This is a genomic window from Microcoleus sp. N9_B4, from assembly GCF_036701635.1.
Taxonomy (GTDB): Bacteria; Cyanobacteriota; Cyanobacteriia; order Cyanobacteriales; family Microcoleaceae; genus Microcoleus.
On the sequence record NZ_JAUBRC010000001.1, the window covers coordinates 20,401 to 33,139 of the forward strand.

The 12,739-nt window shown below is 45.9% G+C and carries 9 protein-coding genes; 7 read left to right on the plus strand and 2 right to left on the minus strand.

Going from position 1 to position 12,739, the window contains the following annotated elements; genetic code table 11:
• Positions 1 to 32 precede the first annotated feature (32 nt).
• The 5 genes from QUA43_RS00080 (at position 33) to QUA43_RS00100 (ending at position 4,801) form a co-directional block, all read left to right on the plus strand.
• Positions 33 to 1,274: an HhoA/HhoB/HtrA family serine endopeptidase gene (locus QUA43_RS00080; protein WP_333369954.1), complete on the plus strand. Its 1,242-nt coding sequence runs from the start codon at positions 33 to 35 to the stop codon at positions 1,272 to 1,274.
• Positions 1,275 to 1,405: 131 nt separating this feature from the next.
• Complete coding sequence (def, locus tag QUA43_RS00085; protein ID WP_333369956.1) at positions 1,406 to 1,939, plus strand: peptide deformylase; 534 nt, start codon at positions 1,406 to 1,408, stop codon at positions 1,937 to 1,939.
• Between the two features lie 54 nt (positions 1,940 to 1,993).
• Positions 1,994 to 2,566 (plus strand): TerD family protein, encoded by a 573-nt coding sequence (locus tag QUA43_RS00090; RefSeq protein WP_333369958.1) that lies wholly within the window; start codon positions 1,994 to 1,996, stop codon positions 2,564 to 2,566.
• Positions 2,567 to 2,617: 51 nt separating this feature from the next.
• The gene (locus QUA43_RS00095) at positions 2,618 to 4,120 is read left to right on the plus strand and encodes a TerD family protein (protein WP_333369960.1); all 1,503 of its coding nucleotides are present in this window, start codon (positions 2,618 to 2,620) and stop codon (positions 4,118 to 4,120) included.
• An 81-nt stretch (positions 4,121 to 4,201) separates the two neighbouring features.
• The gene (locus QUA43_RS00100; protein ID WP_333369962.1) at positions 4,202 to 4,801 is read left to right on the plus strand and encodes a TerD family protein; all 600 of its coding nucleotides are present in this window, start codon (positions 4,202 to 4,204) and stop codon (positions 4,799 to 4,801) included.
• 334 nt (positions 4,802 to 5,135) lie between these two features.
• Here the strand turns inward: QUA43_RS00100 and lysS are convergent, their stop codons facing one another.
• Both lysS and QUA43_RS00110 read right to left on the minus strand, forming a co-directional pair.
• Positions 5,136 to 6,689 (minus strand): lysine--tRNA ligase, encoded by a 1,554-nt coding sequence (gene lysS / locus QUA43_RS00105; protein ID WP_333369963.1) that lies wholly within the window; start codon positions 6,687 to 6,689, stop codon positions 5,136 to 5,138.
• Positions 6,690 to 7,057: 368 nt separating this feature from the next.
• Positions 7,058 to 7,195, minus strand: a complete 138-nt coding sequence (locus QUA43_RS00110) for a hypothetical protein (protein WP_333068296.1) — start codon at positions 7,193 to 7,195, stop codon at positions 7,058 to 7,060.
• A 34-nt stretch (positions 7,196 to 7,229) separates the two neighbouring features.
• Here QUA43_RS00110 and tkt point away from each other — a divergent pair, with 34 nt between their 5' ends.
• Both tkt and QUA43_RS00120 read left to right on the plus strand, forming a co-directional pair.
• Positions 7,230 to 9,245 (plus strand): transketolase, encoded by a 2,016-nt coding sequence (gene tkt / locus QUA43_RS00115; RefSeq protein WP_333369965.1) that lies wholly within the window; start codon positions 7,230 to 7,232, stop codon positions 9,243 to 9,245.
• 670 nt (positions 9,246 to 9,915) lie between these two features.
• On the plus strand, positions 9,916 to 12,714 hold the full coding sequence (locus tag QUA43_RS00120) for a PAS domain-containing sensor histidine kinase (protein WP_445301933.1): 2,799 nt from the start codon (positions 9,916 to 9,918) through the stop codon (positions 12,712 to 12,714).
• Positions 12,715 to 12,739: the final 25 nt, after the last annotated feature.

Consider the following 12,739-nt stretch of genomic DNA (forward strand, 5'->3'; position numbering starts at 1 on the left):
TAGATTTGGCAGGAAAGCCTTAAAACATGGCCATGAAGAGTTCTACTGGCAAATTTTGGAAGCAACCGGCAATTTACATATTGCTGCTGGTAACGGGAGCCGGGGCCGCCATGTTGGGCGATCGTCTAACGGTTTCTCAATTTCGTGCAAATTCTGGCGATTCTGGACAAACGACGCTGGAACCGAAATTGCAACTGCCTCCTAATACAAAGGATCAAGCTACCAAAGTCTTGCCGCCGGCTTCCTTGTCGGGCGACGCGGCTAATGTGAATTTTATTGTGGCTGCCGTGGCAAAAGTTGGCCCGGCAGTGGTTCGGATCGATGCTTCGCGCCGGGTGAAACCGGGAAATAGAGGGCTGTCGCCGGAAGATTTTTTTGGCATAGAACCGAATTCGGGCGGCCGGGGCGGGATCGAACGGGGCACTGGTTCGGGTTTTGTCATCGGTGCCGACGGCGTGATTCTCACTAACGCTCACGTTGTAGAGGGAGCCGATACGGTAAATGTAACTCTTAAGGACGGCCGTAGCTATCAGGGGCGGGTGTTGGGGGCGGATAAGGTGACGGATGTTGCTGTGGTGAAGATTGAGGCGAATAATGTGCCTGTGGTGGCGATCGGCAATTCGGATAAGCTGTTGCCTGGGGAATGGGCGATCGCGATCGGCAATCCTTTGGGTTTGGACAATTCCGTAACTGCGGGAATTATTAGCGCTACGGGGCGATCGAGCTCTGATGTGGGCGTACCCGACAAGCGGATCGGTTTTATTCAAACAGACGCTGCAATTAATCCGGGGAATTCCGGCGGCCCGCTGCTGAATGCTTCGGGCCAAGTTATTGGCATGAATACGGCGATTATTCAAGGTGCTCAAGGATTGGGGTTTGCGATTCCCATTCAGGCGGCCCAACAGGTGGCGAAGGAACTGATTACGACGGGGAAAGTCGAACACGCTTATTTGGGAATTGAAATGGCGACGCTGACTCCGGATGTTAAGGAGCAAATTAACAGCAACGCTAACAGCAGCCTGCGAGTTACAGTCGATCGGGGTGTGGCTATTGTTAGTGTTGTTCCTAATTCTCCGGCAGCAGCATCCGGTTTGCGGGCTGGAGATGTGATTCAAAAAATTAATAATCAGCCGATTATTCAGTCGGAAGCTGTTCAGGAGTTCGTGCAAAATGCTAAGGTGGGCGGTCTGTTGCAAATGGAAATCAACCGTAACGGGCAAATAGTTAATTTGACTGTTAAACCGGGGAGTTTGCCGGTTCAGAAAGTTGGATAAGAAGGAAAGCACGACACGGATTTGGACACGGATACACGGATTAATTATTGAGTGAGTAAGTTATATTTTGTTCCTCCATTCAACCGACAAAACTGTAACAACAAATAACCAATAACAGATAATCAATAACTATGGCAGAAATCTTACAAATCTCACAATTAGGAAATCCTGTGCTGCGCCGCCGATCGCAAGTTGTCGAGAATATTAAGGACGATCGCATTCAACAGTTGATTGACAGCTTAATCTCTACCGTACAACACGCGCACGGAGTGGGGATTGCCGCCCCTCAAGCGGCTCAGTCCGATCGTCTGTTCATCGTCGCATCCCGCCCCAACCTGCGGTATCCCCAAGCACCCAACATGGAACCCACAGCGATGATTAATCCCCGGATTGTGGCTGCATCAACAGAGACAGTCAAAGACTGGGAAGGCTGTTTGAGCATTCCGGGTATTCGGGGATTGGTGCCGAGAAGTAGGGCGATCGAGATAGAATACACCAGTAGAGACGGCAAACTCCACCGACAAGAATTGACAGACTTTGTGGCCCGAATTTTTCAACACGAACACGACCATTTAGATGGAATCGTGTTTTTAGACAGAGTGGAAAATACCCACGAACTAATCACAGAGGACGAGTACCAAAAGCAAATTGTCAACTTACTATAACACTTGATATAATTGCTAGTAGTAACGCCAGTGATGTTGTGAATAGGAGGGCGAATGTCTATCAATTTGGAAAAAGGCGGGAGAATCAATCTATCTAAAGAAGCACCCGGGCTGAAAAATGCCGGGATCGGTTTGGGATGGGATACCAATGCTACAGACACCGGCACAGCATTTGACTTAGATGCTTCCGTGTTTATGTTGGGGGCTACGGGCAAAATTCCCGGCGAAAAATACTTTGTTTTCTACAACAACAAGGAGTCGCCGGACACTTCTGTAATACATCTGGGAGATAGCAGAACCGGAGAAGGATTTGGCGATGATGAAACCGTTACAGTCGATTTAACCAAAGTCGATCCGGCGGTGGAAGAAATTGTGTTTGTGGTAACTATCCACGAAGCAGAATCGAGAAGGCAAAACTTCGGTCAAGTGCGGAATGCTTTTATCAGGATTTACGACACTACTACTAACACAGAGGTAACGAAGTACGATTTGGACGAGGATTTTTCTAGGGAGACAGCGGTAGAGTTTGGCAGACTTTACAAGAAAGACGGCGAGTGGAGGTTCCAAGCTGTAGGACAAGGCTACAATTCCGGCTTGCAAAGCTTTGTAGATAAGTATGCCGGATAAAAGGTCGATCGCTACTAGCTAAATAAATCGAGGGGAAATTCGGAAGCAGGAATGTTTCCCTCGATTTTAAGCAATCAGACTCATGAGGTGACAAACCAGATGGGAATTCAATTAAAGAAGGGCGAAAGATTTAATCTTTCTAAAACATCTCCAAGTTTAACCAAAGTTGCGATCGCGCTGGGTTGGGAAATAGCAACTGAACTAAATTTATCGAACTTAAACCAGCAAAGCTGCGATATCGATGCCTCGGTTTTTGCATTAGGTTCTGATGGCAAAATTCCCGATGAAAGATACTTTGTATTTTACAATAACTCGCAGTCGCCGGACGGATCGATCGCCCATTCGGGAGATAATCAAACCGGTCAAACTCAAGGGGATGACGAGACAATTGATGTAAACTTAGAAAAAGTAACGGCTGCTGTTGAGGAAATGGTTTTTGTGGTCACGATTCACGACGCACAAGCTAAACATCAAAATTTTAGCCAAATCAGAAATGCTTTTATCCGATTGTACGATCGCGAAACCGACAGCGAACTAGCGCGGTATGATTTAACCGAAGCTTTTTCTGAAGAAACAGCAGTCGAGTTTGGACGGTTGTATAAAAAAGATGCAGCTTGGAGATTTCAGGCCGTAGGACAAGGATATAAAGCAGGGTTGCAGAGTTTTGTTGATAAGTATCATTCTGAGATTCAACAGCAAGAAAAACCAGCAAAACGTACAGTAGAACTGCCTAAATTACCAGTTATTGAAGATAGCCACAAAAGTCAGAAAGCTATAGCATTAGACAAAAAGCTTGAGGAGAAAGCGCCGCACATTTTCAATCTAGCGAAGAAAGCCGATATCTCGCTCAAAAAGGCAAATCTCACCAATCACGATGCTCAAGTAGCGCTTTGCCTCGATATTTCTGGTTCCATGTCTTCCCTATACAGTTCAGGAAAAATTCAGCGTTTGGCAGAGAAGATTTTGGCTTTGGGATGTCGGTTTGATGACAACGCAGCGATCGACATATTTCTGTTTGGAGTCAACCCCCACAATCCCGGTGAAATGTCGATCGACAATTTCTCAAACTTCATCGACCATATACTCCAACAGTATCCTTTAGAAGGAGGTACTTACTACGGTAAAGTGATGAAGGAAATTAGAAAGTTCTATTTTCCTGACGCTCGCGGTAGCAGGCGCAACGCAGGTATTAAAGCCGATCGACCTGTCTACGTGATGTTTGTCACGGATGGAGAAACTGCGGACGAATCGGAAAGCAAGCAGCAGCTACAATGGTCGTCCTATGAGCCGATATTTTGGCAGTTTATGGCGATCGGCAAATCGCAGAAAGATGTCAAAAGCAAGGGAGTTCGCGGGTGGTTAGCAAGAGCCGTAGCGAGCGATTTTAGCTTTTTAGAGCAGCTTGACCAAATGGGCGATCGCTACCTAGACAACGCCGATTTCTTCAGTTTAGAAGACCCGGAACATATTGCCGATGAGGAATTATACGATTTGTTGACTGCCGAATATCCGCATTGGGTAAAATCAGCACGAATCAAAAATCTCTTACCCTAGAAACAGCTTTTGCAGGCAAACAAAATGCTAGCTTAGGGCAATCATTCAACTTCACCATAAACCTTAAAAAATCACAAAACTATGGCTATCAACTTGACAAAAGGACAATCGATCGTTCTCAGCAAAAGCGAATACGACTTGTCCAGACTGACAATGGGTTTGGGCTGGGATGTTGCCCAAGCTAAAAAAGGTCTTTTCGGCCGCAGCAGCGGTGCCAATTTTGACTTAGATTCCTACGCTCTGCTGCTGGGAGAAAATGGCAAAATAAAGAACTACAAAGAGGATGTAATTTATTACTCTCATTTGGAGTCAAAGGACAAAACAGTTGTTCACTCAGGCGACAATCTCACGGGGGAGGGAGAGGGAGACGACGAACAAATAGTGGTGAAACTGAGTTCTTTGCCAGCAGAATATCACAAAATTATTTTGGGCGTAAATATTTACGATGGAAAAGAGAGAAAACAGCATTTTGGCCTGGTAGAAAATGCTTTTGTGAGAGCTGTAGATGCCGCCGGGAAAGAAATCGCTCGCTATCGCTTGTCCAATGACCCATCTTATGAAGGAAAATTAAATATGTTGATGGGAGAAGTTTATCGAGAAGGCGGTGAGTGGAAATTTAAGGCTTTGGGAAATCCTTTGGCTGAAGATATGAACGGTGTTGTGGGTTCGTTTATGCGGTGATATCAAATCTGTTAAATTCAGGCTTGTAGGGGCGGGTTCACCAACAATATTAGCCAATAATTGACGATCTAAATAAACCCGCCCCCACCCAAAGGTAAATCGCAATGCACATTTTCTGCATAATTGTAGGGGCGGGTTCACCAACAATATTAGCCAATAATTGACGATCTAAATAAACCCGCCCCCACCCAAAGGTAAATCGCAATGCACATTTTTCGTATTTGATCGAAATCAAGGTTGATGTAGGTTATTTGTCGGGTGGGGGCGGGTTTATATAGATTGTTTGTGGGAATTAAATGTTATTGGTGAACCCGCCCCTACAAGAAATTACGAATCAATCTTTGACAGGCCGCATTGTCGGGAACATCACCGCATCTCGGATGCTTTGAGTATTAGTTAAAAGCATCACCAATCTGTCTACGCCGATACCCATTCCCGCACAATTAGGCATTCCCAAAGATAGCGCTTGAATAAAGTCTTCATCCATTGGATGCGCTTCGTCATCGCCTGCATTTTTCTGCGCCAACTGTTCCTCAAACCGCTTTCTTTGCTCTTTCGGATCGTTCAATTCTGAGAAGCCGTTCGAGTATTCTGTACCGTTGATAAAGAGCTCGAAACGTTCTACAAATCCCGGCTTGCTGCGATGTCCTTTTGCTAAGGGACTGACTTCGACAGGATAGTCGATGATGAATGTAGGTTGAATTAGTTTGGGAACAACTAATTTGTCAAAAACTGCATACAGCACGTAGCCTAAACTCTGTTGTTCTAACTTAGACAGGTGCAATTCTAGTTTGGTTGCAGAGGCGATCGCACTTTCCAAGTCCAAACTGTCAAAATCCAGCCCAAACTCGTCTCTGACAGCTTCTACCATCGTTTTCACTTGCCAGTGTTTGCCGCTGAAACCGGGATATTTTTCGCTGTAGTCGAACTTGCGTTCTAAACTAATCGTTTCCCCCTGATTTTCAATTTCTTTGACATCCCCAAATACCGCCGCAGCCGCGAAACACATCACGTCTTCGACAACTCCTAAAATGTCGAAAACATCGGCATAAGCTTGGTAAACTTCTAAAGAGGTAAACTCTGGATTGTGGGTGCTGTCAATGCCCTCATTTCTAAATGCTTTGCCTAGTTCAAATACTCGCTCGAAACCGCCGCAGATTGCTCTTTTTAAGAATAATTCTGGAGCAACTCGCAAATACAAATCCACCTCTAAAGCATTGTGGTGAGTGATGAATGGCTTAGCAGCAGCACCGCCGTAAATAGCTTGCAGTGTGGGCGTTTCTATTTCGTAAAAATTGGCTTGCCAGAGATAGGAACGGATGCTTTGAACGATGCGGCTGCGAAGCATAAAACGGTTGAGCGCATCTTGGTTGCTTGCCAAATCCATTTCGCGGTGACGGCGGCAAACTTCGGGGTCGTTAATTCCGTAATAAGAATCGGGAAATTGAATGGTAGCTTTTGATAAAAGCTTTAATTCCCTCACTAAAATAGAAAGTTCTCCCCTGGGGGTGCGGCAGCCGATACCTTCGACGCCGACAAAATCGCCGACATCGAGCAATTTTTTAATTTGTTCAAAGCTCAAACCAACTTCGCCGGTGACGATTGCTTTCTCGATTTTGAGTTGAATTTTGTCTGTGGCGTCTTTTAAATCGATGAAACCAATTTTGCCGCTGTCTCGCTTGGAAGTGATGCGGCCGGCTAATCGCAGGGAAATTTCTTCGGGGTCACTTTGTCCGTTTTCGAGTTCTTTTCCCGGCTGACTAAATATTTCGCGAACTTGCTTGGCTGTGTGCGATCGCGCGTAGGATTCACTGGGATACGGTTCTATGCCTTGCGATCGCAGTTCGTCTACTTTTTGACTGCGGACTTCGGCTTCACTGAGAGTCATTAGTTATTGCCTGATTAAAATTACAAATATCTGACATCTTGCACTATTCTGGCGATCGTGCGATCGGGCATTGCTCAAAGCAACGCCCCACAAGAAAATTCACTCTTTGTGGAACAGGCATCTTGCCTGTTCGCGATCGAGCTGCAAAATGTCAGAAACACCAAACTCTATCATAACTGGTCAACATAGACCAATTTGTCAGATAATCCAGACACACTGGCGATCGACAGATGCGGAAGGTCAGTAAGGTTTTAATCCTGACGGAAGTCTTCTATCCTCTCCATCCCTCCTACTCCCTCTCCCCAACAGTCAACAGTCAACAGTCAACAGACAACTATTGTTATCGACTGCACAAAGCGACCGAAACATTAAAAAATTAAGTTGTCTGTCGATCGCAACTGGTGAGATGATATGTAGTGCAGCCTCACGGCAGTTCCATAGAAACTGAACAGCAGAAACGCGAGCGATCGAACTCGGCTCATCGCACCTCTGTCAGAATCGACCACACACACTCTCTCTTAACGTATAAAAACCAGAATTATGGCTGTTGCAACCCAATCACTCGAAGAACTCTGCATCAACTCTATCCGCTTTTTGGCCATCGATGCGGTAGAAAAAGCAAAATCAGGACACCCGGGACTGCCGATGGGCGCTGCCCCTATGGCCTTCGTGCTGTGGGATCGGTTCATGCGGTTCAACCCCAAAAACCCCAAGTGGTTTAATCGCGATCGCTTCGTCCTCTCCGCCGGCCACGGCTGTATGCTACAGTACGCCCTCATGTACTTGACCGGCTACGATAGCGTCACCCTCGACGACATCAAGCAATTTCGTCAATGGGAATCCAAAACCCCTGGACACCCCGAAAACTTTGTCACCGAAGGCGTAGAAGTTACCACCGGCCCCCTCGGACAAGGAATTGCTAATGCCGTCGGTTTGGCAATGGCAGAAGCTCACCTCGCTGCTAAGTTTAACAAGCCCGACCACACCATTGTTGACCACTACACCTATGTCATCATGGGTGACGGCTGCCACATGGAAGGCGTTTCTGGCGAAGCTTGTTCTTTGGCCGGACACCTCGGACTCGGCAAATTAATTGCCTTGTACGATGACAATCACATTTCTATTGAAGGCGACACAAGCTTGGCCTTTACTGAAGATGTCGGCAAGCGTTTTGAAGCTTACAACTGGCACGTTATTACAGTAGACAATACCGCTCTAGACGAAGATACTAACCTAGAAGCAGTTCACAAAGCTATTGAAGAAGCCAAAAAAGTCACGGACAAACCGTCCATGATAAAAGTCCGTACCATCATTGGTTATGGTTCTCCAAACAAGCGCAATTCCTACAGCGCTCACGGTGCTGCTTTGGGTAGCGATGAAGTGCAAGCAACTCGCGATTTCTTGAAGTGGGAACACGCACCGTTTGAGATTCCTGATGATGCTTTGTCACACTTCCGCAAAGCAGTCGATCGCGGTGCTCAATCGGAGCAAGAATGGCAGAAAGCTTTTGATGCTTATAAAGCAGCATATCCTGCAGAAGCAGCAGAATATGAGCGCACAGTGGCCGGCAAACTTCCCGAAGGTTGGGATAAAGTTTTGCCGACATACAAGGCAGAAGATAAGGCCGATTCGACTCGGAATCATTCTGGAAAATGTTTGAATGCTTTGGCAGGTGTTCTACCTGAATTGATCGGCGGTTCCGCTGACTTGGCATCTTCAAACATGACTTTGCTCAAGGGTGAAAAAGACTTCCAAAAAGGTCAGTACGAAGGACGTAACCTGCGCTTTGGTGTGCGGGAACACGGCATGGGTGCGATCGCCAACGGTATGCTTTTGCACGGCGGTTTAATTCCTTACTGCGCCACTTTCTTGGTATTTGCTGACTATATGCGGGGAGCAATTCGCCTCTCTGCACTCTCGGAAGCTGGAGTTATTTACGTAATGACTCACGACTCCGTAGCCTTGGGCGAAGATGGCCCAACTCACCAACCCGTGGAAACCATCGCTTCTCTGCGAGTAATTCCCGATTTGTTGGTAATGCGCCCTGCGGATGGTAATGAAACATCCGGCGCTTACAAAGTGGCAGTTGAAAGCCGCACTCGCCCAACTTTAATGGCTTTGTCGCGCCAAAATCTGCCCAACTTGGCTGGAAGTTCGATCGAAGGAACCGCCAAAGGCGCTTACATTTTGTCTGACGACGGCGGCACTCCCGACATCATTTTAATCGGCACCGGCGGCGAAACCTACCTCTGCGTTGATGCCGCTGAAAAATTGCGCGCCGCAGGTAATAAAGTGCGCGTAGTTTCGATGCCTTGCTGGGAATTGTTCGACTTACAAGATGCCGCTTACCGCGAATCTGTACTGCCGAAAGCTGTTACTAAGCGGTTGGCCGTTGAAGCAGGTTGTAGCTTCGGCTGGGGACGTTATTTGGGTTCTGAAGGCGATAGCCTCAGTATTGACAGATTCGGCGCTTCTGCACCGGGCCCCGTTGCTTTAGAAAAGTTTGGCTACACCGTTGATAATGTGGTAGCTAAGGCTCAGGCGCTGTTGGGCTAATAGCAGCAGCATAATTTTTGGTGGGGCGGGCTTCAGGCTCGCCCCATTTTTTATAGCAGAAGGAAGTTCGGCAACGGATTCGCTTTCTTCCGATGTAGCAGATGTAACGGATGGATGGAAGAAGGCTTTAGTTATTTAGAAGATAAGGAAGAAGACAGGAAAAGCTAAAATCCTAAAATCTCAAATCGGCATATAGCAATCCTTGGAGGAGTCGTAAATTTTTTACCCCACCCCAACCCTCCCCTTAGCAAGGGGAGGGAGTAAGAAATTCACAAAGGAATTAGGATTGCTATATAGGCTTTCACTTCGTCATACCTCACATCTTGAACCATTGTCAGCAACAGGCTTTCCGGCCTGTTCCACAAGAAAATTCATCTCTTGTGGAACGGGCCGGAAAGCCTGTTCCTAAAAGGATTATTGAGAATGGTGCAACATATGAGTTATACCCAACCTAGAGCTCGCTACAGCTTGCGAATCATTGAGAATTGCTATATTAAGACTTACGGAAGAAAAACCAGTTTCTACAACAATATTCGGTTTGGCAACGAGGCATTGATGATGAAACCGGGTTTTTAGCCCCCCGTGCCTCCAGAACTTTATATTTCAGAGAGTTAAGATAAGTTATAAGTTATTACGTTAAATTACTCCTTCCCCATTTCCCATTCCGTTTATGATTTGGAACTTTTTAAATCACTTGTTATTCACAGGAAATTATATTCCTCACGGCCACTGTTACCTTTGGCAGCCAGAGCTAGTAGCACTCCACATAGTGTCAGACTCTATCATTGCCCTGGCTTACTATTCAATACCTCTTTCGCTAATTTATTATTTTATATTTCAGCGAAAAGACTTGCCCTTTCGCAATATCTTTTGGCTGTTTGCAGCCTTTATTATCTCCTGCGGCACTACTCATATAATGGATGTTTGGATGCTTTGGCATCCTGTTTATTGGGTTTCTGGCATTCTAAAAATTATTACCGCCACGATTTCTGCTTACAGCGCTTTTGCATTAATTCCTTTACTTCCTCAATCATTAACTCTCCTCAGCCCAACTCAATTAGGGATGATCGATCTAATACTGCAAAAAGAAATAATAGAACGCCGAGAAACGGAAGCTCGCTATCAAACTTTAACTGAAGCTTCGCCGGTAGGAATATTTTATGCAGATGCTGTAGGAGACTGCTTGTATGTCAACGAGCGCTGGTGTCAAATTTCGGGAATTACCTGTGATGAAGCTTTGGGCAAAGGGTGGTTGCAAGGCATTCATCCAGAGGACCGCGATCGGGTTTTTTCTGAATGGTATAGCGCCGCGCAGGAGAAATTGCCCTTTAAATCAGAGTACCGCTTTCAAGGCATTAATCACACTCAAATCAGTTGGGTGTTCGGTCAATCTGTCGGTCAAATCGGAGAAAATGGGGAGGTCAAAAGTTATGTGTGTACTATTACTGATATTACAGAACGCAAGCAGGTAGAAGATGAAAATCGACGGCTCAATGAAACTCTGGAGCATCGAGTTGCTGAGCGCACTGCTCAAATGGAAATTTCTAACCACCAATTGCAAAAAGAAATAGCCTACCGCGAAAAAATTGCTCTCACTTTGTTGGAATTGACGCAACTGCAAAATGCAATTCTTAATAGCGCTAACTACACAATTATTTCTACAGATACCGACGGTATAATTAAAACATTTAATCGTGCTGCTGAGAAACTTTTAGGTTATTCGCTAGAAGAAGTGGTGGGGAAAGTCACGCTAGCAATAATTCACGATCCTCGGGAGATAGCTAAAAGAGCTGAAGTTCTTTCTCATGAATTGGGAGTGAAAATAGAGCCGGGAATTCAAGTATTTTTTGCCTTCCCGTGCCGAGAAATCGCGGACGAAAATGAATGGACTTACATTCGCAAAGATGGTTCGCGGTTTCCGGTACTGCTGTCGGTGACTGCCTTATTTGATAGTAACGGAAATATTAACGGTTTTTTGGGTATCGGTCAGGATATTAGCGATCGCAAACAAGCTGAAAAAGAGCTGCGTGACCTCACAAATGCCATGCAAAATACGGTGGAAGGCATTTCGCTGCTTGATATTGAGGGACGCTACGTGAAGGTTAACCGAGCTTACGCTCATAAATGCGGTTACGAACCGGAACAAATGCTTGGCATGGAATGGCAGCTCACCGTACATCCGGGCGATGTTGAGATGATGCTCTCAGCTTATCAGGAAATGTTAATTTCTGGCAAAGTAGAAGTTGAAGCTAGGGGCGTTCGGAAAAATGGCTCGTTTTTTTATAAGCAATTAACAATGGTAAAAGCTTGCGACTCACAAGGGATATTTAACGGCCATCACTGTTTTATGAAAGATATCACTGAGCGAAAACTAACTGAAACTGCTTTGCAGGAAAGCGAATTCAAGTACAGGCAAATAGTTGAATTAGCAGAAGAAGGTATTTGGGTAATTGACAGAAATGGCCTCACGACTTACGTAAACCACGCAATGGCGCGAATGCTAGGTTATAGTGAATTAGAAATGTTCGGTCGGCCGCTTTTTGAGTTCATGGACGAACCGGAAAAAGAAAAAGCTCTCGATCATATCGAGCGGCGCAAGCAAGGTATTGGTGAACAACACGAATTTAAATTCAAAAGCAAGGACGGTAAAGATATTTGGACTGATATGTCTACCAGTCCAGTCATGGACTCCGAGGGTAATCTGCTGTCTTGTTGCGCCTTGGTTTACAACATTACAAGCCGCAAAGAAGCAGAGCAGCAACTGCTGCAACTGACAGAAGATTTGAAGCGTTCCAACGAGGAATTAGAACAATTTGCTTATGTGGCTTCCCACGATTTACAAGAACCACTCCGAGCCGTTACCAGTTACACTCAATTGCTTGCCCAGCGCTATCAAGGAAATTTGGACGATCGCGCAGATAAGTATATTAATTATATTGTCGATGGCGCCACCAGAATGCAGCAGTTAATTAACGATTTGTTGGCGTATTCGCGCCTGGGAACGAGGGGTCAGGAGTTTGACCAGGCGGACTGCAACGCTGTGGTTAAGCAAAGTATGTGCAATTTGCAAATTGCGATCGCCGAAACAAAAGCTGTAATCACCTGCGACGCGATGCCAACCGTGATGGCGGATGAATCTCAACTGGTGCAATTATTCCAAAATTTGATCGGCAACGGCATCAAATTTTGTCGCAAAGATATCCCTTTGATTCATATCGCTGCCCGCAGGAAAGAGAGCGAATGGGTGTTCAGTGTCCGCGATAACGGCATTGGCATCGATCCGCAGTATGCCGATCGCATTTTTATCATTTTTGGGCGCCTGCACTCCCGCCGCGAATATTCTGGTACTGGCATAGGTTTGGCGATGTGCAAGCGCATTGTTGAACGCCACGGCGGCCGCATTTGGGTGGAATCTCAGGAGGGAAAAGGAGCGACTTTTTACTTCACTATTCCTATAATTAGTACCTGAAGGCTCAAAATTCAATTTTGTTTTT

Bases quoted from the DNA above. Each gene is read 5' to 3' on its own strand.
- QUA43_RS00090 (WP_333369958.1), top strand. From the start codon at position 1,994: ATGTCTATCAATTTGGAAAAAGGCGGGAGAATCAATCTATCTAAAGAA.
- QUA43_RS00120 (WP_445301933.1), top strand. From the start codon at position 9,916: ATGATTTGGAACTTTTTAAATCACTTGTTATTCACAGGAAATTATATT.
- QUA43_RS00080 (WP_333369954.1), top strand. From the start codon at position 33: ATGAAGAGTTCTACTGGCAAATTTTGGAAGCAACCGGCAATTTACATA.
- def (WP_333369956.1), top strand. From the start codon at position 1,406: ATGGCAGAAATCTTACAAATCTCACAATTAGGAAATCCTGTGCTGCGC.
- QUA43_RS00095 (WP_333369960.1), top strand. From the start codon at position 2,618: ATGTTTCCCTCGATTTTAAGCAATCAGACTCATGAGGTGACAAACCAG.
- tkt (WP_333369965.1), top strand. From the start codon at position 7,230: ATGGCTGTTGCAACCCAATCACTCGAAGAACTCTGCATCAACTCTATC.
- QUA43_RS00100 (WP_333369962.1), top strand. From the start codon at position 4,202: ATGGCTATCAACTTGACAAAAGGACAATCGATCGTTCTCAGCAAAAGC.
- lysS (WP_333369963.1), bottom strand. From the start codon at position 6,689: ATGACTCTCAGTGAAGCCGAAGTCCGCAGTCAAAAAGTAGACGAACTG.